Origin of the sequence: Croceibacterium atlanticum, assembly GCF_001008165.2 — a bacterium.
Taxonomy (GTDB): domain Bacteria; phylum Pseudomonadota; class Alphaproteobacteria; order Sphingomonadales; family Sphingomonadaceae; genus Croceibacterium_C; species Croceibacterium_C atlanticum.
Genome location: NZ_CP011452.2, coordinates 2,602,680 through 2,621,170, shown reverse-complemented (window position 1 = coordinate 2,621,170; position 18,491 = coordinate 2,602,680). Strand labels below are relative to the sequence as shown.

The following is an 18,491-nucleotide window of genomic DNA, read 5'->3' as shown; positions in this document are numbered from 1 at the left end:
GTGCGCAGCGTCAGACTGCGTCTCGTCTATCGGACGGGAAAGAGGGCCGGCGATTACGGCGGAGACAGGCGCAGGGCACCCTCGGCGCGCATCAGCGCGGCTCGACCCTCCCCGTCCGGGGCCAAAGGAGTCAGGCGGGCTCAGCCATTCGGCAGCATGGCTTCTCGCGCCGCTTGCTCGGCAAAGCTCGCGATAAGCTCACAGCACCTTTCCGGCTCGCGCAGAAAGGGGTGATGATCGAGCCCCTCAAGGACACAAAGCTGCACATTCGAGAAAGCTTCTGCCAGCGCTCTTACCGGCGCAAGCGGTGCCATGATGTCATCGCTCCCATGAATACACAGCACGTTGTGAACGGGCTCTAGAATTCTCAGGTCGTCCGCAACGTCATGGCGATAGACAACATCCCATAGCGACGAGGTAGATGACCTCCACGTATGCTTGACAAGGTCTTCGACGACCTCGCGCGGAATATCTCGAATGAGATAGGGCAGGATTCTCCCTAACAGGCGGCGCGTGATGATGCAGGCTAGCATGGTCAACAGGACGTTGGTGTATATGAGCCCTCCTTTAACCGGTCCCTGGCGCATATATGTATACGCCGCGTCCTGCGATCCGAAGTGAGGCAAGCTGATGAGTACGAGGCGCTCGACAGTCTCGGTATGTCTGGCCGCATAGGCTGCGGCAATCAAAGCGCCCAGCGAATGGCCAACGAGCGTTACCGGCCCGAGAGGGGCGAGAACGCGCTGCAGGGCATCGACATGCCGTTCGACGCTATACTTCACCCAGGGCTTGGGCGATCGTCCGAAGCCCAAGAGGTCGACGAGCACAATTCTATGCTCTTGCGCAAGCTCGGTTACCCGCGTCTCCCAATATCGCGTGGTCCCACCCAGCCCCGCAACGAACACCAGGGTCCGGACACCGCTTCCAAATATCTTCACAAACAGCTCAGGGTCGCGATCGCGTCTTGAAGGGAGGATCAAATCTTGCACCATTTCTCTGATTTTTCGCGGGTCGCCTGCGAGGACAGACGCCTTGGCGTCGCCAAGGTTACACGGGCGGCTCAGCCTGACGAGCGCCGACGAAACCAGACAGGCATACGAGCGGATCATGGCGGCGTAAGGCTGCGTATCCTGCCGCGTCCTAACCGGGGAGACCGTAAAAACGACAAAGGATTCCCTCGTCATGATAGCCACCCTGACGCTCAACCCGACTATCGATGGCGCGGCGCAGGCCGAGGTGGTGAAGCCGATGCACAAGATCCGCACATTCGATGAGCATTATTACCCTGGCGGAGGCGGTCTCAACGTTGCGCGCGTCATCAATGAACTCGGCGGCCAGTCCTACGCGCTTTATCTTGCAGGTGGAGCAACAGGCGGCGTGCTGCAGGAGCTCGTCAAGCAAGCAAGGGTGCGTGCCGAACGCTTCTCGATCTCCGGCTCCACGCGGATCAGCCACGCGATCTACGAACGGTCCACCAATCTCGAATTTCGTTTCGTGCCGCAGGGTCCGGAAGTCTCCGAACGCGACTGCGAAGTCGTCCTGCGAGCGCTGCAAACGCTCGATTGCAAATATCTCGTGGCAAGCGGGAGTCTTCCGCGCGGGCTGCGTAGCGATATCTACGCCGTCGTCGGTGCGATTTGCCAGCGCCGAGGCATCAAGCTGGTGCTGGACAGTTCTGGAGACGCTCTGCGGCATGGCATTGGTGGCGGCGTTCACCTGGCAAAGCCGAGCCTAGGCGAACTCGAAACGCTCGTCGGCCGAAGGCTGGCGACCGCGGCAGAGCAGGAAACGGCGGCCCAAGCCATCGTGCGCGATAATGGCCTCGACATGCTCGCTCTCACTCTGGGGCGCGATGGCGCCATGCTTGTAACGCCCGAGAAGACCGTGATGCACGCCGCACCGAAGATCAATGCACAAAGCGCCGTCGGTGCGGGAGACAGCTTCCTTGCCGCAATGACCGTTCGCCTTGCCGCAGGCGACGCTCCCGAGGCGGCCTTTCTTTACGGCATGGCAGCTGGCGCTGCCACGGCGCTTACACCAGGAACTTCGCTATGCAAGCGCAGCGATGTCGAGCGGCTCTATGCCGAACTCAGAGCGCGCAGCGAGGGCTAGGATGGCGGGAATGCAACTGTAAGAGCCGGCACTTCTCACCGTCTTGATCCAGAAGCAATACGGTTCAGTCTCGAGGGAATTCGCTTTGGCAACACTCACTTTAGAAGTCGGAAATCTCTTTGAAGAACTCGATCACCTCGGCGTGGAGAAGCAGCTGCGGCATGAAGCCGGCGTAAGCCGGGCCACTGCAAACCCCGCGGGGGGCAGCGTGACCGTGGAATACGACCCTGCGCAGACCGATGGGACGCGGCTTCAGGGCCTGATCAAAAGCTGCGGTTTCCGCTGCCGTGGCGGCATCATGCCGAAGCATGTCTGCAAACCGGCGGAAGCAAATCTTTCGGAATCCGGCAGGGGACCGGGGCGCGGAGCGGACAGCAAGGGAGAACAGGCAGTTCACCACGACCACCGCCAAGGCGGGGCGAAGGACGAAATGGCCCAGGAAATGGGCCACGGGGCAGGCATGGACATGCAGGAGATGGTACGCGACATGCGCAACCGTTTCTGGATTGCCTTCATCTTCACGATCCCGATTTTCATCTACTCCCCGATGGGCGGCTTTTTCACTCCTCCTGCCCCGCCGTTCGGCATGGATCTTGAGCTCTTTCTGTTCGGCCTGGCGAGCGCTGCCGTGCTTTATCCGGTCTGGCCGTTCGTGGTCGCAGCATGGCGCGCCCTTCGCAATGGCATTCTCAATATGGCCGTGCTTGTCGTGCTTTCGGTCGGCACCGGTTATCTCTTCAGCGTCGGATCGACATTTTTCTTTCCCGGTGTGCAATTCTATGAGGCGGTCGCCATCCTGCTCGTGTTCATCCTCCTCGGGCACTGGCTGGAAATGCGCGCGCGGGCGGGCGCGTCGGCGGCGATCCGGGCTCTGCTCGACCTGGCCCCGCCGATGGCGGTCGTGCTGCGCGATGGCGAGGAGCAGGAAATACCAACGGCCGATGTCCTTGAAGGCGACACCGTGCTCATCCGCCCGGGTAACAAAATCCCGGTCGACGGGGAGATACTGGAAGGCAGCTCCCAGGTCGATGAATCGATGCTGACCGGCGAATCCATGCCGGTCGCAAAAGGACCCGGTGACGAGGTCATCGGAGCGACCATCAACAAGAGCGGCAGTTTCCGCTACCGGGCGACCAAGGTCGGCGCTGACACGGCGCTCGCGCAAATCGTGAAGCTCGTGCAGGAGGCGCAGAATTCCAAGGCGCCCGCGCAATTGCTCGCCGACCGCGCGTCGCAATGGCTTGTTCTGATCGCGATCGTCATTGGCCTGGGAACGTTTGCTGTCTGGTTCTGGTGGATCGGTGAGACATTGCTGTTTGCCGTGACCCTGACAATCACGGTCTTCGTGATCGCCTGCCCCGATGCGCTCGGACTGGCCACACCGATGGCGGTCATGGTCGGCACCGGGCTCGGCGCAAGTCGCGGCATTCTGTTCAAGAACGCGTCGGCGCTGGAAGACGCCACAAAGCTCAATGTCGTTATCTTCGACAAGACCGGCACCTTGACGATGGGCGAACCACGCGTCGTGGATATCGTGGCCGCCGAGGGCCGCATGCCCGAACAGGTGTTGCTACTGGCCGCTGCGGTCGAAAAGGGATCGGAGCATCCGCTCGCCCTTGCCATCCTTGACAAAGCCGAAGGACTGAAGATCCCCGAAGCGCGCGATTTTCTCAACCGCGACGGGAGAGGGGCGCAGGCGGAGGTCCACGGCGATACCGTTTTCCTCGGCAACCGCCGGCTGATGGACGAAGAATCAATCTCACTGGGAGGGCTGGCTGACAAGGCCGAGGAACTCAAGGGAGCGGGCCGCACGGTCGTCCATGTCGCTCACCAGGGGATTCTTGTAGGCCTGATCGCGATCGCCGATGCGCCGCGTCCGACGGCCAAGGCCGCGATTGCCCGGCTGCATGACAAGGGCGTCGAGGTCGCCATGCTCACCGGCGACAATGAGGGTACCGCGCGGCGCGTGGCCGAGGAACTGGGTATCGACATCGTGCTCGCCGATGTGCTTCCCGGCCAGAAGGCCGACAAGGTCAAAGAGCTTCAGGCCCAAGGCAAACGGGTTGGGATGGTCGGGGATGGCATCAATGATGCGCCTGCCCTGACCCAGGCCGATGTGGGCTTTGCGATCGGGGCCGGTACCGATGTGGCCATGGAAAGCGCAGACGTCGTGCTGATGCGAAGTGATCCCTACGATGTTGTCGGCGCGGTCGAGCTGTCGCGTGCGACGCTGCGAAAGATGCATCAGAACCTGTTCTGGGCGGTCGCCTACAACGTCATCGCCTTTCCCGCCGCCGCCGGTGTCTTCTATCCGTTCATTATCAGTCCCGCTGTCGCAGCAATCGCGATGTCCGGCAGTTCCGTCCTTGTCGCGGTCAATGCCCTGCTGCTCAAACGCACCCGCCTAGACAGCTATAAGCCTGAAAATTTTGCCGAAGAGGCCCCCACACCGCCTGTTACCGGTCAGGCGAGTGCCTGAGTTCAGGCCTTGATGCCGTCCAAGTGTCCTTCACTGCAAGAGCGTCCGACGCCTCATTCGCTCGGCAGGGCACGGGCCAACAGCCGGTCGGTGTCAAGCGAAGCATTCGCTCCGCCATAAAGAAACGCACGGTTGTCGGGGTCGAGCCGCGTCACGCAGAACCCGGCGAGAACGGCAGATGGTGCATCGCGGAGGCAGACTGCCTCGAGCGACAGCGCGACCGTCTCGACGAAGGCGCGCGCTTCGGATTCCGCGGGGACACCATTGACACGAATGCCGTCGAGGCGATCGATGGCCGCATCGAGCAGCGGATGCGCGCCCTGCGCCCGGCCAAGCTCCGCGCGCAGGGCTTCCCACGCTTGCGGTTCGCGCGTGAGCGCGCGGAGGGCATCGAGCGCGATCACGTTACCCGACCCCTCCCAGATCGCATTCAGAGGGCTCTGCCGAAAAAGGCGCGGCATGGGCCCCTCTTCCACAAAGCCGGCGCCGCCAAGACACTCAAGCGCTTCGTAGACGAAGCCGGGTTGACGTTTGCAGACCTAGTATTTTGCGATCGGTGTCGCGAGGCGCGCAAAGGCCGCTTCGCGTTCGTCGCCGGCCTGCGCAGCGTCGAACGCCGAGGCGATGCGGATCATCAGCGCCGTCGCGGCCTCGACCTCGAGCGCGAGGTCGGCGAGAACACCGCGCATGGCGGGCTGGTCGGCCAATTGGCGCTGGAAGGCCGTGCGGTGCCGCGTATGCCATGCGGCCTGCGTAAGAGCTGCACGCATTCCCGCGGCGGACCCTGCAATACAGTCAAGCCGTGTGCCCTGCACCATATCGATGATCGTCCGGATGCCCCTGCCTTCTTCCCCGACACGGCGAGCCCAGGCACCGTGATATTCGATCTCGGACGAGGCGTTGGAGCGGTCGCCGAGCTTGTCTTTGAGCCGCATGATGCGAATGGCATTGCGGGTCCCGTCGGGGCGCCAGCGCGGCACGAGAAAGCAGGTCAGACCGCCTTCTGCGTAGGCGAGGGTCAGAAAGGCGTCGGACATCGGGGCGGAACAGAACCACTTGTGGCCGATCAGCTCATATTCCCCCGTGCCGAGCGCATGCGCGCGTGTAGTATTCGCGCGAACGTCGCTACCGCCCTGCTTCTCGGTCATCGCCATGCCCATTGTCGCGCCAGTCTTCTCAGCCGCCGGGATAAACCGCGGGTCATATCGGCCGCTCGTGACGCGCGGCACCCATTCCGCGGCTACGGCCGGTTCGGCGCCGAGCGCGGGAACGACCGCGTAAGTCATCGACATCGGGCAGACCGTGCCCGCGTCGGCCTGGGTCATGAGGTAGAGGAGCGAAGCGTGCAGCGTATGACCCGCCTGTCCGGCGGTCCAGGCCGCCCCCGACACGCCCGATTCAAGACCGAGGCGCATGAGTTGGTGGTAGGCGGAATGAAACTCGACTTCGTCGATCCGGCGGCCGAAGCGGTCGAAGGTTTTCAGCTTTGGCGGATTTTCGTTGGCAAGACGCCCCACTCAATCGCCTCGAAACTGCCGATGCGTTTGCCAAACAAGGACAATTGTTCGCAATGCGCACTCGCCCCGCTTCGTTCGAGTGCGCTTTGCAGAGGAACGTCGAGCTCGAAGGCGTTGAAATCCACAAGGGGTGGAGGCTGATTGAGCACCTCGTGCGTGGCAAGCTGGTCTGGCAATGGGATTTTCGGCATATCCGAGTCTCGCCGAGACAGCGAAAAAGCGCAACTCCTCACTGGGCCAAGTGGTTTAGCTTCCCCTTATTCATGGAACCGAATGATGCCATGCGATGACAAGACCGACAGCTGTGCTGCAGAACAGGCCGAAGGCAAGGCTGCGGACTGGGCCAATGCCGAGTGCATGTGCGTAACGCTCGACCGGCAGCGTCTGGCGGCTCTGCTCGATGCGGAACTTGGCGAGCGCGGGGCCGGAGACACCCTCCTTGCATCCCAGTCGAACCTTTTCGCCAACGCCCCGGTATTCATCGATCCAGCTACGCTTTCGGCCATGACGGAGGTTGTGACGGCCATCGAGGCCGTCGTCAGAATCCCCGCCTTCCGCTCGGTTGTCATGGGCTGGGCGCCTTCGTCAGCCGCCCGAGATTTCGGGCCCAAAGGGGTTCTTATGGGCTACGACTTCCATCTCACCGCCAACGGTCCGCGGCTCATCGAGATCAACACCAATGCCGGCGGCGCTTTTCTGAACGCCTTGCTTGCCGATGCGCAAACCCAATGCTGCAGGGAAACACGACCGGCTCTGGCCGCAGACATCTCACAGGACACGTTTCGGACAAGGATTTCCCGGATGTTCGAGGAGGAGTGGCATGCGCAGGATCGTGCCGGTGAGCTCGAATCCATCGCCATCGTCGATGATGATCCTGAAGGACAGCCGCTCTTTCCCGAATTTCTCGCAGCAAGGACCCTATTGCAGGAGCACGGATATGAAGCGGTGGTCGCCGGGCCTGAGGATCTCGAGCTGTCCCCCGCCGGATTACTCTTCGAGGGCAGGAAAATCGATCTTGTGTATAATCGCCTGGTCGATTTCTCGCTCAATCGCCCGGAGAGCCGGACCCTTCGGGAAGCCTATATGACAGGGCGCGTCGTGCTCTCGCCAAATCCGCATATCCATGCGCTCTATGCCGACAAGCGGAACCTCTGCCTGCTTTCCGATCCGGATTGGCTGGCCTCGAGCGGGCTGAGCGAACGCGAGCAAAAAGTGATCCTCGCCGCGGTGCCGAAAACAACAATCGTCGATCGTGATAACGCCGAGACATTCTGGTCCGAACGGCGAGACTGGTTTTTCAAACCTGCCCGCGGATATGGCAGCAAGGCCGCCTATCGCGGAGCGAAGCTGACGAAGCGGGTCTGGTCCGAAATCGTCGAGGGCGGCTATGTCGCGCAGCGATTTACGCCCCCGAGCACGCGCAAGGTCCGCCTTGAGACGGATATCGTCGAGCTCAAAGTGGATGTCCGGCTTTATACCTATGCCGGAGAAATACTGTTGCGCGCAGCACGGCTCTACCAGGGCCAGGCGACAAATATGCGAACCCCGGGTGGCGGCTTTTCGCCGATCCTTCCCATGCCGGATGATTCTGCCTGCGGATTCCGATAAGCTCGGAAGGATAAACTGTAATTCCCGCCACGTGCTCCCGTCTGTTGGGGGTTACTAATCTATCCGATTGGCAGGGAAGAGGTCTGGTGAGCTACACGCTAAATTTTCTAGGAGCAGCTGGAACGGTCACCGGATCGAAATATCTTCTGCAGACGCCTGATCACAGGATCCTTATTGATTGCGGGCTCTTTCAGGGTTTCAAACAGCTTCGTGAGCGCAACTGGAAGCCGTTTCCGGTCGATCCGGCGTCAATCGATGCGGTCCTTCTCACCCACGCCCACCTTGATCATTCGGGCTACGTTCCAGCTCTGATACGCGACGGGTTCAAGGGGCCCGTGCTGAGCACGCACGCAACGCTCAAATTGTGCGAATTGCTGCTTCCCGACAGCGGGTATTTGATGGAGGCCGATGCCCGCTATGCGAAAAGGAAAGGGTACAGCAAGCACAAGTCGCCTCGGCCCCTATACACCCAGGCCGATGCGAAAACCGCGCTGAAGTCATTCAGGCCTGTGCCCTTCCAGGAGCCGGCCGAAGTTACGCGCGATTGCAAGGCGATCTTCCGGCCGATGGGCCATATTCTCGGCGCATCAAGTATCGAGCTGCAATGCGGCGATATGAAGATTGTCTTCTCGGGTGACATCGGACGCTACGGCAGCGCGACGATGGTCGATCCTGTTCCGGTTCCCGAGGCCGATTACATCGTCACCGAGTCCACATACGGCAATCGGCATCATGGAGAGGCCGATCCTGAAAGTGTACTCGAAGACGTTGTCGGAAGAACGGTCCGGCGCGGCGGGTCGGTCATCATTCCTTCCTTCGCGATCGGGCGCGCCCAGACGCTCCTCTACCATCTCGGTCAGTTGCGGCAGCAAGGCCGCCTGCCGCAAATCCCGATCTATCTCGACAGTCCCATGGCGGTGAACGCCAGCTCGATTTTCTGTGACCATCTCGGCGAACACCGGCTCACCGAAAAGCAATGCCGCGATGCCTGCGGAATTGCCGAATATGTTCGCGAAGCCGAAGATTCGAAGCAGCTCAATCGCAGCGCCATGCCGAAGATCATCATATCAGCAAGCGGCATGGCAACCGGGGGACGCATTCTCCACCACCTCAAGCATTATGCGCCGAGTCACCGCAACACGATCATCCTCGCAGGATTTCAGGCTGGCGGCACGCGGGGGGCAGCTTTGCGGGATGGCGCGACCGAACTGAAAATCCACGGCAGTTACATCCCCATCCGCGCCGAGGTGGCACAGCTCGACATGCTCTCGGCCCATGCCGAGCAGGACGAGCTGCTGCGATGGCTCGAAGGTTTCCAATCCTCTCCGCGGCAGGTCTTCGTAACCCATGGAGAACCCAGTGCTTCCGACACACTAAGACATCTTGTTACCGAACGTCTTGGCTGGAATGCGCGCGTCCCCGAGCACGCCGAAGAGGTTGTCCTTTCATGAGTGAGGCCATCCTTTCCCCCACCTCCTCCACGGATGCACTTGCTCATCCGTTGCGCGCGCGGGCTTTGCCGATCGAAACCGATGGCGAAGCGATGATCTTCATGCATGAGGATTGTCCCGTTGCGCGGTCCGAAGGGTTTCGCGCCCGCGTGCGGGTGGAACTTGTCGCGAAAGGAAGAAGGCTTTTGGCGACGCTTTACCGGGCTACGGATGATCTCCTGGCCGACGATGAAGTGGGCCTGCCTCACCGGCTGATGGCACGGCTTTCTCTCGCCGAGGGCGACGAGCTTCAAGTCAGGCATCCTCATCCGTTGTCGTCGCTCAGCCACGTTAGAGCTAAACTCTATGGCCACCGGCTTGACGAGATCCGTCTAGGACACATTATCGCCGATATCGCGGACGGTCGGTATTCGGATGTCGACATCGCCGCGTTCGTGTCCGCTTTCGCTGCGCAGCCAGCACAAGGAGAGGAAACCGCTGCCCTCACCCGAGCGATGCTCGCTGCGGGCGACCGCCTCGAATGGAATGCCGACCGCGTGATGGATAAACATTGCGTCGGCGGACTGCCGGGCAATCGGACAACACCTATCGTGGTCAGTATTATCGCGGCAGCCGGTCTCACGATGCCAAAGACGTCATCCAGGGCGATCACATCACCGGCCGGTACTGCGGATGCGATGGAGACCATGGCGCCCGTGACGCTCGATCTGGCGGCCATGCAGAAGGTGGTCGAACGAGAGGGCGGCTGCATCGTTTGGGGCGGCAGCGTCAATCTCAGTCCTGCTGATGACGTCCTCATTCGGATCGAGCGGGCTCTGGATGTTGACAGCGATGCGCAACTTGTCGCTTCAGTGCTTTCCAAGAAACTTGCTGCCGGATCGACGCACGTATTGCTTGACCTACCAGTAGGACCGACCGCGAAGATTCGGAGCACAAGGGACGCCGATGCGCTTGCGGGGCTCCTCGAGAACGTGGCGCGGCAATGCGGACTGCACGTCGCGACAGTCCAGACCGACGGGACCCAGCCAGTTGGACGCGGGATCGGGCCGGCCCTGGAGGCACATGATGTCCTTGCGGTCCTCGCCAACCGCGACGACGCGCCGCAGGATCTCAAAGCTCGCGCGCTGGCGCTGGCTGCCGGCATCCTCGAATTGAGCGGCGCACCAAGCTCCGATGCTCTCCATCGGGCGACGCAATTGCTGGTCGAGGGGCGCGCAGAAAGCAAATTTCTTGCTATCTGCGAGGCCCAGGGCGGCTTCAAAGAGCCAGGGCGGGCGCTCCAGACGCGCGAATTCCTCGCCGCGCGCGCAGGACGGGTAGCCACCTTCGACAACCGCCTGCTTGCGCGCACTGCCAAACTCGCTGGCGCACCGCAGCGCGCGACGGCCGGTATCGCTCTGCATGTGAAGTCGGGCGATTTGGTTGAGCAAGGCCAGCCCCTCTTCACCATTCACGGCGAAAGCATGGGCGAACTTGATTACGCTTTCGCCTTTGCTTTGCGCAACAGCGATATGATCAGATTGGAGGCACAATGAGCAGGGTCGTCTTTTCCCTTAGCGCGGCACCGGGCATGGCCGAAGGACTTGCCCGGTGTTTCGAGGCCGATCTCGGCGAACTCGAGACGCGCCGGTTCCCCGATGGAGAAACCTACCTGCGGATCGCCACACCCGTAAGTGGCCGCGATGTAGTCCTGCTTTGCACTCTTGATCGGCCCGATGCGAAAATCGCGCCATTGCTTTTTGCGGCGGATGCGCTGCGCGATCAGGGCGCACGCAGCATCGCGCTCGTCGCGCCGTATCTAGCCTATATGCGCCAGGACAAGGCGTTCAATCCGGGCGAGGCCATCACATCCATGTCGTTCTCGCGGCTGCTGTCGTTCTATTTCGATTTCCTCGTCACCGTCGATCCCCACCTGCACCGCATCGACAATCTCGACGAGATTTATTCGGTGCCGAGCAAGGTCGTGCCCGCAGCACCGGCGATCGCGGATTGGCTAAAAGCCAACATTCCGGACGCTTTCGTCATCGGGCCCGACGAGGAGAGCGAACAATGGGTGCTCGATGTCGCAGACAGGGCAGGGATCCCTTCAGCCGTTCTGGAGAAGAAACGCTGGGGCGACTTCGATGTGGCGATCAGCGGCGGGAGCCTTCCCGATATGGACGACAAACAACCCGTCATCATCGACGATATTGCCTCTAGTGCGCGAACGCTCGTCGAAACAGTCAAGCTGCTCTTGAAGGCTGGGACACAGCCGCCGGTGTGCGTTGTGGTCCACCCCATCTTTGCCGGCGATGCATATGACGAGCTCCTGCAGGCCGGGGCCAAGCGCGTGATCAGCGTCAATGCCATCGCGCATCCAACCAACGCGGTGGATATTTCGCCGGCACTCGCCGAGGCTTTGTGCGCATGGAGCGTCCAGAACGATGAGCTGATCGGAGCCGGCCACTAATCCCACCCTTTCGGCGTAACGAAAGCGCCGCAACCACCAACTGGAGTTCATTTTCAATGACAAAGGAGCCAAACAAGATCTCGGTAGGGGTCGTAGGAGCAGGGGTAATCGGTCGCCGCGTTGTCGGCGCCGTAAGGCTGCAACCCGATATGGCATTGGCCGGTGTCGCCGACGTCGCCGCCGATTGGCGGATCGCAATGCTCGCGAAGGGCGGCGTTCGCCTGTTCGCGGCCAGTTCGCAGGCCTCGCAAACCTTGCCGGAGTCGGGTCTCGACGTTGCGGGTTCGCTAGAGGATCTCATCGCGGCAAGCGACGTCATTGTCGACTGCACACCCAAGGGCATCGGTGCCCAGAACGCAAACATCTATCGCCGCGCCGGGAAGCCATTCATCGTGCAGGGAGGCGAGAAGCACGACGTGGCGGGGCACTCATTCGTCGCCGAAGCAACCTACGGGAGCGCATTCGGACGCGATGCGACACGGGTCGTGTCATGCAACACCACGTCGATTGTCCGCACCCTAGGGGCGCTGAAGCGCGCAGGCCTGCTCAAAAAAGCGCGCGGGACACTTATGCGCCGGGCCACCGACCCCTGGGAGAGCCATCTCGGGGGGATCATGAACACGCTCGTGCCCGAGCCGACAATCCCGAGCCATCAGGGGCCGGATGCCCGGCATGTGGATCCGGAACTCGATGTGGTGACGATTGCGATCAAGGTTCCTGAGACCCTGGCTCATCTACACAGCTGGTATGTCGAGCTCACCCGGCCGGCGACAAAGGAGGAAGTCCTCGACGCATTTGCGGCCTCGCCAAGAATTCTGCTCATCGATGGAGACAGCGGACTGTCGGCCCTCAACAGCGTCAAAGAGGCGATGGCGATGGAGGGGCGGCCCAATGCAGACCTCTACGAGGTGGCCCTGTGGAGCAACATTCTCGCGGTCGATGGAACCGAACTGTGCTACAATTACATGGTCGACAATCAAGCCATCGTCATCCCTGAAACGATAGATGCGATCCGTGCCCTGGCGTCGAGCGAGGAGCAGCCCGAGGTCTCGATGCGATTGACAAACAAGACGCTTGGTATCGGAGCAGACGAGCTGAGATTGTAGCGATTGAAGGCAAGAGCGAAGCCAATGACGAACGCCCCCACGGACCGGCCACGATGCAAGCCAAAGACGCGATCCTCCGGCCTGGAAGAGCGAGCGATCGACGAAGCTTTGATCGAAACGTTTCCCGCAAGCGACCCGCCGGCCTGGACCTTAGGCGTCGACAGCCATCCACGCCAAAACGATAAAGCTACACAGCCATACAGCCCAGGAGACGCGCGGCCGAAGGAGGGAGACTAGCATCGCCCAGATAGTGCGGCCCCGACAGTCCGCGTCTACAGCGCGGGCGCTTGCTCCTTCTCTTGCTGGCATTCGCAATCGAGGAAACCGTGAATGACACAGGTGCGGCACATCTGGAGCAGGCGCGTGCGAAGTGCGCCGCGCGCACGATGAAGACGCACGTTGATATTGTTGACACTCGTATCGAGCGCGCTGGCAATGCTTTCACGCGGCTCCTCGAGCAAATCAGCGCGCCAGATGACTTCGGCATAGTCCGGCCTGAGCGTTGGCAGGAGGCGATAGAGACAGTTGCATACGGCAGCCTCCATCTCCGCGTCAGAAACGACCTCCGCTTCTGCGAGTTCGGCAAGTTCCTGAGGATCAATGGCGGTTTCGTGTTTACGGCCGCGCGCAGCCTGTCGGTAAAAGTCGGCAATCGTCGTCGCCAGCACTCGGGAGAGCCATCCCTTGACCGAACCCACATCCCGCAGGTCCCCAGCCCGCTCGATCGCACGAAGCATGAAACGCTGGAGAACTTCCTCCGCCTCCTGACGCCCCCGCATGCGGCCGATAAGGAAACGCAGCATATCTTCGTGGCTATCCACCAGGGCCCGGCGCACTGCTTCATCCATCGGTCGCAACGCCTCCTCGGACCCGTCAGCTTTATCGGCTCTATTTTCGATCATGGAAAACCCCGAAGCGCCAGTGCCCCAATACCGGAGAAGGGCCCGTCCCTTCCTGTAAAACGGTCGCAGGCGGTAGTATCGTTACGACATGTTCGGGGCTCGTCCCCTCATCGCAGCTAAAGAGCCGGAGAGCAACATGTCGAGTTCGCAAAAGAAGAAAATATCCAAGAGCGAATACAAGCAACAATTGCGCGCGCTGCAGATCGAACTGGTCAAGATACAACGCCAGGTCATCGCCCATGGCGAGCGTGTTCTGATCATCTTCGAAGGGAGAGATGCGGCCGGAAAGGACGGTGTGATCAAGCGTGTGCGCGAACATATGAGTCCGCGCGAGACTCGCGTCGTGGCGCTGGGCAAACCCTCAGATCGTGACACGCGAAGTTGGTATTTTCGCCGCTACAGCGAACAGCTGCCCGCCGATGAGGAGATCGCTCTGTTCAATCGCTCTTGGTACAACCGGGCGGGGGTCGAACGGGTGATGGGATTTGCCGACAAGGAGGAAGTTGCCGACTTCTTCTCTAACGTCGCGCAATTCGAAGAAATGCTGGCACGCGACGGGACTACGCTTCTCAAATACTACCTCGACATCGATAGAAAAGAGCAAGCCAAGCGCCTCAAAGCGCGGCGCACTGATCCGCTCAAGCAGTGGAAGATCAGCCCCATCGATGCAGCGGCGCTTGAGAAGTGGAATGATTATTCCAACGCCCGGGACGAAATGCTGACGCGCACAGATTTTGCCTATGCCCCGTGGATTGCAGTGCGCGCCAACGACAAACGCGCCGCACGCCTCAACATCATCCGGCACATGCTGCAATCCATCGCGTGCCAGGCGGTCGATCAACGCCTCGCGCGTCCCGACCCTTCGGTCATCCTGCCGATTGCCGAAGTCGGGATTGGTGGCTTGGCCCCGTGAAACTGTTTAACCCGTTCGGCGGCGGAACAACCAGGTCGCCGCCAGCAGGCTCGCGGCAGCGATAAGCGCCATGGGCCAGATGTGGGAGAAATAGAGCCAAAGGGGCGCTTCACGAAGATACACCGCTTTGCTGATGACTATGAAGTGGGTGATCGGCGTGGCGGCGGCAAGGCCCTGCAACCAGTCGGGCATGTTTTCTACCGGCGTGGCATAGCCCGAAATGAGCACAGCCGGGACCATATACATGAACAGCCCGATAATCGCCTGCTGCTGGGTCTTGGCGAGCGATGAGATAAACAGGCCGATACCGACTATTGCAGCGAGATAGACAACCATTCCGAAGAAAAGCAGGGCGAGAGAACCGCGGATCGGTACGTTGAGAAACAGCATCCCCAGAACCAGCATCGCACTTGCGCTCGTCAGCGCAATCAGGAGAGCCGGCACGCTTTTGCCGATCAGGATCTCGAAGGGGCGCAGCGGCGACACCAGCAATTGCTCGAAGGTACCGAGCTCGCGCTCGCGGGCGATCGACAGCGCGGACACCATGAAACCGACCACGGCTACGAGGACGGCAAAGAGCGCTGGCACTGCGGACCAGAGCGGCTCGAGATTGGGATTGAACCAGGTCCTTTGGACAAGACGCACAGGTGCCGTCGCGCGCAGTCGATCGAGCCGCTCCTGATTATAGGTTTCGACGATCCGGCTGCTGTATCCCAGCAGGATCTGAGCGGTGTTGGATCTGCGGCCATCGAGGATTAGCTGAACCTCGGCACTTTCGCCGCGCTCGAGTCGCCGCGAGAAGTCTTCGCCAACGCGCATGACCAGCGTCGCACGGCGTGCGTCGATTGTCGGCGCGATATCCGCGCCTGCTCGCAAATGGATAATCTGATCGAATACTTCGGCACCCTCGAAGCGGCTGATAAGCTCGACCGAGGCATTGCCGTGGTCCTGGTTGTAGACCGCCAGGGTGACGTCCGATACTTCCTGCGTAATTGCAAAGGCGTAGATGAGGAGCAGAAAGGGCGGCGAAAACAGCACCACCCAACGGGTTTGCGGATCGCGCGCGCTTGCCAGAAGCTCCTTCACGATCAAGGCGTAGATGCGTTGCCACATGGTCTCAGTCGAGCCGGGTGCGTGTGAACAGAGCGCAGATCGCGAAGATCACAATCGCGAAGATGGCAAGGGCAGCGAGATCGGGCAGCAGAACCGCCCAGACATTGCCGGCAAGAAACTGCGTCTGCAGGGTAGAGACGAGAAAGCGCGCCGGGATCGCGTAGCTGAAGAGCTGGAGCGCCAGTGGCATGCTGTCGAGCTCAAAAACGAAATTGGAAAAGTAGAACGCGGGCAAAAAGGCAAGCATCACCGCGACCTGCGCTGCCACAAGCTGGTTGCGGGTGAGCGTCGAAATGAGCAGTCCTTGGCCCAGCGAGCACAGCATGAAGAGTGCGGCTGCGAGCGAGAGCGCGAGAAACGATCCGCGGAAGGGAACACCAAAAAACGCCACGGCCACAAACACGGACAGCATGAACGAGCCGAGGCCCAGCACGAAATAGGGCACAAGCTTGCCCAGCAGCAGTTCGAGCGGACCGACAGGTGTCGCAAGAAGGGCCTCCATTGTGCCGCGCTCCCATTCGCGGGCGACCACAAGCGCTGTGAGCAAGGCGCCGATTATGGTGAGAATGATCGCCACCGAGCCGGGGACCAGATAGTTGCGGCTCGAAATCTCGGCGTTAAACCAGACACGCGGCTCAATCGAGACGAGAGGCGCGAGCGGCGGTTGCCCGCGATCGAGCCATTCCTGCTCGAGCCAATTGATAACGAGCAATTCAATATAGGAGCCAACCAGTCCGGCTGTGTTTGGATCACCCCCATCGACCAGGATCTGGATCGGCGCCGCCTCTCCGCGGAGCGCAATTGCGCTGAAATCCTGTGGCAGGATGATGATCGCATCGAGCTCGCCCGCGGCCATGAGGGTTTCGAAGTCCTTTCGCACAGGCGCTGTTTCAATCTCGAAATAGCGCGTGTTGCGCAGCGACGCGACAAAGCTCTCCGTCTCTCCGGTCGGCTGTTCGACCACAACGCCGACCGAGAACTGCCGGGGGTCGAACGAAACCGCATAACCGAACAGGAAAATCAGCATGATCGGCAATAGGCCGGCAATCATGAGTGTGCTCGGGTCCCGGATAGCCTGCCGGGTTTCCTTGCGCATGATCGCGGCGAAACGCGAAAAACTCATGGCGAGGTCTCCGCTTCGTTCTTTTCGACGAGAGCGATGAATGCATCCTCAAAGGTCGGGTTGGGCATGGTCGAGGAGGCCGCTTGCGCCTTGAGTTCGGCGGGAGTCCCCAAAGCAATCATCTGGCCGCGATATATGAGCGCGGCGCGGTCGCAATACTCCGCTTCGTCGAGAAAATGTGTCGTCACGATGACGGTTACGCCGTTCGTGACCATGGCGTTGATATGGGCCCAGAATTCACGGCGCGTACGCGGATCGACACCCGAGGTCGGCTCGTCGAGAAAAAGGACGTCAGGCTCGTGCATGACGGCACAGGCGAGCGACAGGCGCTGCTTGAAGCCAAGCGGGAGCTGGGCGGAATTTTCATCGAGCTTGTCCGTGAGGGCGAAGCTTTCGATCATACGCGCAATCATGGTACGCTGCCGCACTCCGGTAAGGCCGTAAACGCGTGCGAAGAACCGCAGATTCTGCATCGTGCTGAGATCGCCATACAGCGAAAATTTCTGCGCCATGTATCCGAGACGAGCCCGTGCCTCGCTCGCGGCAGTACGCAAATCGACACCGGCAATACGAGCCTCACCGCTGGTCGGCTTGAGAAGGCCGGAGAGCATTTTGAATGTAGTCGACTTGCCCGCGCCATTGGGTCCGATAAGCCCAAACACTTCACCTCGACGCACATCGAAACTGATCTCGGAAGCCGCAGTGAAGGAGCCGAACATCCGCGTTAGTCCGCGCGCCTCTACGGCAATCGCTATATTGTGGCTGCGCTGCGAACCGCCGGCGAAGGGCGATTCAGCGCGAAACCCGCCGCCAATGAGATCGATGAACGCATCCTCGAACCGCGGCGCGACAGGTTTCAGCCGAGCTTCATCCCCCGCGCCAATCGAAGCCAGAGAGAGGGCACGCGCGTTCTCATTGAGCAACAGCCTGACATGGCTGGCCTGGATTGTTCCATCCATCACAGCCTCGTGTTGGCGTGCTCTGTTCAAAACGTAGCGCCGATCGCCCTCGATGCCCTCGATCAAAAACACCCGGCCAGCGACACGCGCGGCCAGATCGGTCGGTCGACCGTCGAAGATGAGATCGCCCTCGCTCAAGACGAGCACAGTCTCGCATTTCTCTGCCTCATCGAGGTAGGCGGTTGCCCAAACGACCGTGATCCCTTCATCGGTCAGTCGGCTTACCATTCGCCAGAGTTCACGGCGCGAAATCGGATCTACGCCGACGCTTGGCTCGTCCAGCAACAGGAGTTCAGGCGTAACAACGAGAGCGCAGGCGAGCCCGAGCTTCTGCTTCATGCCGCCCGACAAGGCGCCTGCCAATCTGCCGGTAAATGGCGCTAGGCCGGTAAAATCGAGAAGCCGCTCGAATGTCGCCTTGCGCGCTGATCCAACCAGTCCGCGCAGATCTGCGTAGAGTTTGAGATTTTCCTCCACGCTCAGATCCTCGTAGAGGCCGAAACGTTGCGGCATATAGGCAATGCGCGCGCGCACCTCCTTCGCGTTGGCGACGGGATCGAAACCTCCCACGTCGATCCCGCCTTCATCGGCGCGCAGCAGTCCGGCGATCAAGCGCAAGAAGGTTGTCTTCCCCGAGCCATCGGGCCCCACCAGCCCGACGATGTGGCCCGATCTGATCTGTGTACTAACACTGCGCAATGCCGGTTCGGCTTGCTTGGGGAACCGTTTGGTCAGGCCTTCGATGGTTACCAGGGCCAC

Annotated in this window: 13 protein-coding genes and 1 pseudogene; 8 read left to right on the top strand and 6 right to left on the bottom strand. The window is 60.9% G+C overall.

Translation table 11 applies throughout. The features are described 5' to 3' along the window. Positions 1-140 precede the first annotated feature (140 nt). A complete protein-coding gene (locus tag WYH_RS12415) occupies positions 141-1,184 on the bottom strand; it encodes an alpha/beta fold hydrolase (protein ID WP_046904080.1) in 1,044 nt (347 codons plus the stop codon). Here WYH_RS12415 and WYH_RS12410 point away from each other — a divergent pair. Together WYH_RS12410 and WYH_RS12405 are read left to right on the top strand one after the other, a co-directional pair. Continuing rightward, a complete protein-coding gene (locus WYH_RS12410; RefSeq protein WP_046904079.1) occupies positions 1,183-2,112 on the top strand; it encodes a 1-phosphofructokinase family hexose kinase in 930 nt (309 codons plus the stop codon). The genes WYH_RS12415 and WYH_RS12410 overlap by 2 nt on opposite strands. Before the next feature lie 85 nt (positions 2,113-2,197). Beyond that, a complete protein-coding gene (locus WYH_RS12405) occupies positions 2,198-4,591 on the top strand; it encodes a heavy metal translocating P-type ATPase (RefSeq protein ID WP_082347976.1) in 2,394 nt (797 codons plus the stop codon). A gap of 53 nt (positions 4,592-4,644) precedes the next feature. Here WYH_RS12405 and WYH_RS12400 read toward each other — a convergent pair. Continuing rightward, positions 4,645-6,299 (bottom strand): annotated as a pseudogene (locus tag WYH_RS12400) (acyl-CoA dehydrogenase family protein). A gap of 82 nt (positions 6,300-6,381) precedes the next feature. Here WYH_RS12400 and WYH_RS12395 point away from each other — a divergent pair. The 5 genes from WYH_RS12395 (at position 6,382) to WYH_RS12375 (ending at position 12,722) form a co-directional block, all read left to right on the top strand. Then, positions 6,382-7,716: a hypothetical protein gene (locus WYH_RS12395; RefSeq protein ID WP_235979243.1), complete on the top strand. Its 1,335-nt coding sequence runs from the start codon at positions 6,382-6,384 to the stop codon at positions 7,714-7,716. Positions 7,717-7,802: 86 nt separating this feature from the next. After that, on the top strand, positions 7,803-9,167 hold the full coding sequence (locus WYH_RS12390; protein ID WP_053833568.1) for an MBL fold metallo-hydrolase RNA specificity domain-containing protein: 1,365 nt from the start codon (positions 7,803-7,805) through the stop codon (positions 9,165-9,167). After that, complete coding sequence (locus WYH_RS12385) at positions 9,164-10,702, top strand: thymidine phosphorylase family protein (RefSeq protein WP_082347975.1); 1,539 nt, start codon at positions 9,164-9,166, stop codon at positions 10,700-10,702. The genes WYH_RS12390 and WYH_RS12385 overlap by 4 nt, the downstream gene beginning before the upstream one ends. Further along, the gene (locus tag WYH_RS12380) at positions 10,699-11,616 is read left to right on the top strand and encodes a ribose-phosphate pyrophosphokinase (RefSeq protein ID WP_046904077.1); all 918 of its coding nucleotides are present in this window, start codon (positions 10,699-10,701) and stop codon (positions 11,614-11,616) included. The genes WYH_RS12385 and WYH_RS12380 overlap by 4 nt, the downstream gene beginning before the upstream one ends. Before the next feature lie 56 nt (positions 11,617-11,672). Beyond that, positions 11,673-12,722 (top strand): type II glyceraldehyde-3-phosphate dehydrogenase, encoded by a 1,050-nt coding sequence (locus WYH_RS12375; protein WP_046904076.1) that lies wholly within the window; start codon positions 11,673-11,675, stop codon positions 12,720-12,722. Between the two features lie 272 nt (positions 12,723-12,994). Here WYH_RS12375 and WYH_RS12370 read toward each other — a convergent pair whose 3' ends face one another. Further along, positions 12,995-13,624 (bottom strand): RNA polymerase sigma factor, encoded by a 630-nt coding sequence (locus WYH_RS12370; protein ID WP_046904075.1) that lies wholly within the window; start codon positions 13,622-13,624, stop codon positions 12,995-12,997. Positions 13,625-13,760: 136 nt separating this feature from the next. Here WYH_RS12370 and ppk2 point away from each other — a divergent pair, with 136 nt between their 5' ends. After that, complete coding sequence (gene ppk2 / locus WYH_RS12365) at positions 13,761-14,537, top strand: polyphosphate kinase 2 (RefSeq protein WP_046904074.1); 777 nt, start codon at positions 13,761-13,763, stop codon at positions 14,535-14,537. Positions 14,538-14,543: 6 nt separating this feature from the next. On the opposite strand, the gene WYH_RS12360 is transcribed toward ppk2, so the two are convergent. Genes WYH_RS12360 through WYH_RS12350 form a run of 3 tightly spaced genes read right to left on the bottom strand, consistent with a single transcriptional unit; the run spans position 14,544 to position 18,491 of the window. Continuing rightward, positions 14,544-15,650, bottom strand: a complete 1,107-nt coding sequence (locus tag WYH_RS12360) for an ABC transporter permease (RefSeq protein ID WP_046904073.1) — start codon at positions 15,648-15,650, stop codon at positions 14,544-14,546. Between the two features lie 4 nt (positions 15,651-15,654). Further along, positions 15,655-16,773, bottom strand: a complete 1,119-nt coding sequence (locus WYH_RS12355) for an ABC transporter permease (RefSeq protein WP_046904072.1) — start codon at positions 16,771-16,773, stop codon at positions 15,655-15,657. Then, a complete protein-coding gene (locus tag WYH_RS12350) occupies positions 16,770-18,491 on the bottom strand; it encodes an ATP-binding cassette domain-containing protein (RefSeq protein WP_244877917.1) in 1,722 nt (573 codons plus the stop codon). Before WYH_RS12350 ends, WYH_RS12355 begins: the two co-directional genes overlap by 4 nt.

Excerpts from the sequence above, each read along its gene's own strand:
- WYH_RS12380 (WP_046904077.1), top strand. The coding sequence starts at position 10,699 with ATGAGCAGGGTCGTCTTTTCCCTTAGCGCGGCACCGGGCATGGCCGAA.
- WYH_RS12355 (WP_046904072.1), bottom strand. The coding sequence starts at position 16,773 with ATGAGTTTTTCGCGTTTCGCCGCGATCATGCGCAAGGAAACCCGGCAG.
- WYH_RS12385 (WP_082347975.1), top strand. The coding sequence starts at position 9,164 with ATGAGTGAGGCCATCCTTTCCCCCACCTCCTCCACGGATGCACTTGCT.
- WYH_RS12410 (WP_046904079.1), top strand. The coding sequence starts at position 1,183 with ATGATAGCCACCCTGACGCTCAACCCGACTATCGATGGCGCGGCGCAG.
- WYH_RS12375 (WP_046904076.1), top strand. The coding sequence starts at position 11,673 with ATGACAAAGGAGCCAAACAAGATCTCGGTAGGGGTCGTAGGAGCAGGG.
- ppk2 (WP_046904074.1), top strand. The coding sequence starts at position 13,761 with ATGTCGAGTTCGCAAAAGAAGAAAATATCCAAGAGCGAATACAAGCAA.
- WYH_RS12360 (WP_046904073.1), bottom strand. The coding sequence starts at position 15,650 with ATGTGGCAACGCATCTACGCCTTGATCGTGAAGGAGCTTCTGGCAAGC.
- WYH_RS12370 (WP_046904075.1), bottom strand. The coding sequence starts at position 13,624 with ATGATCGAAAATAGAGCCGATAAAGCTGACGGGTCCGAGGAGGCGTTG.
- WYH_RS12395 (WP_235979243.1), top strand. The coding sequence starts at position 6,382 with ATGATGCCATGCGATGACAAGACCGACAGCTGTGCTGCAGAACAGGCC.
- WYH_RS12415 (WP_046904080.1), bottom strand. The coding sequence starts at position 1,184 with ATGACGAGGGAATCCTTTGTCGTTTTTACGGTCTCCCCGGTTAGGACG.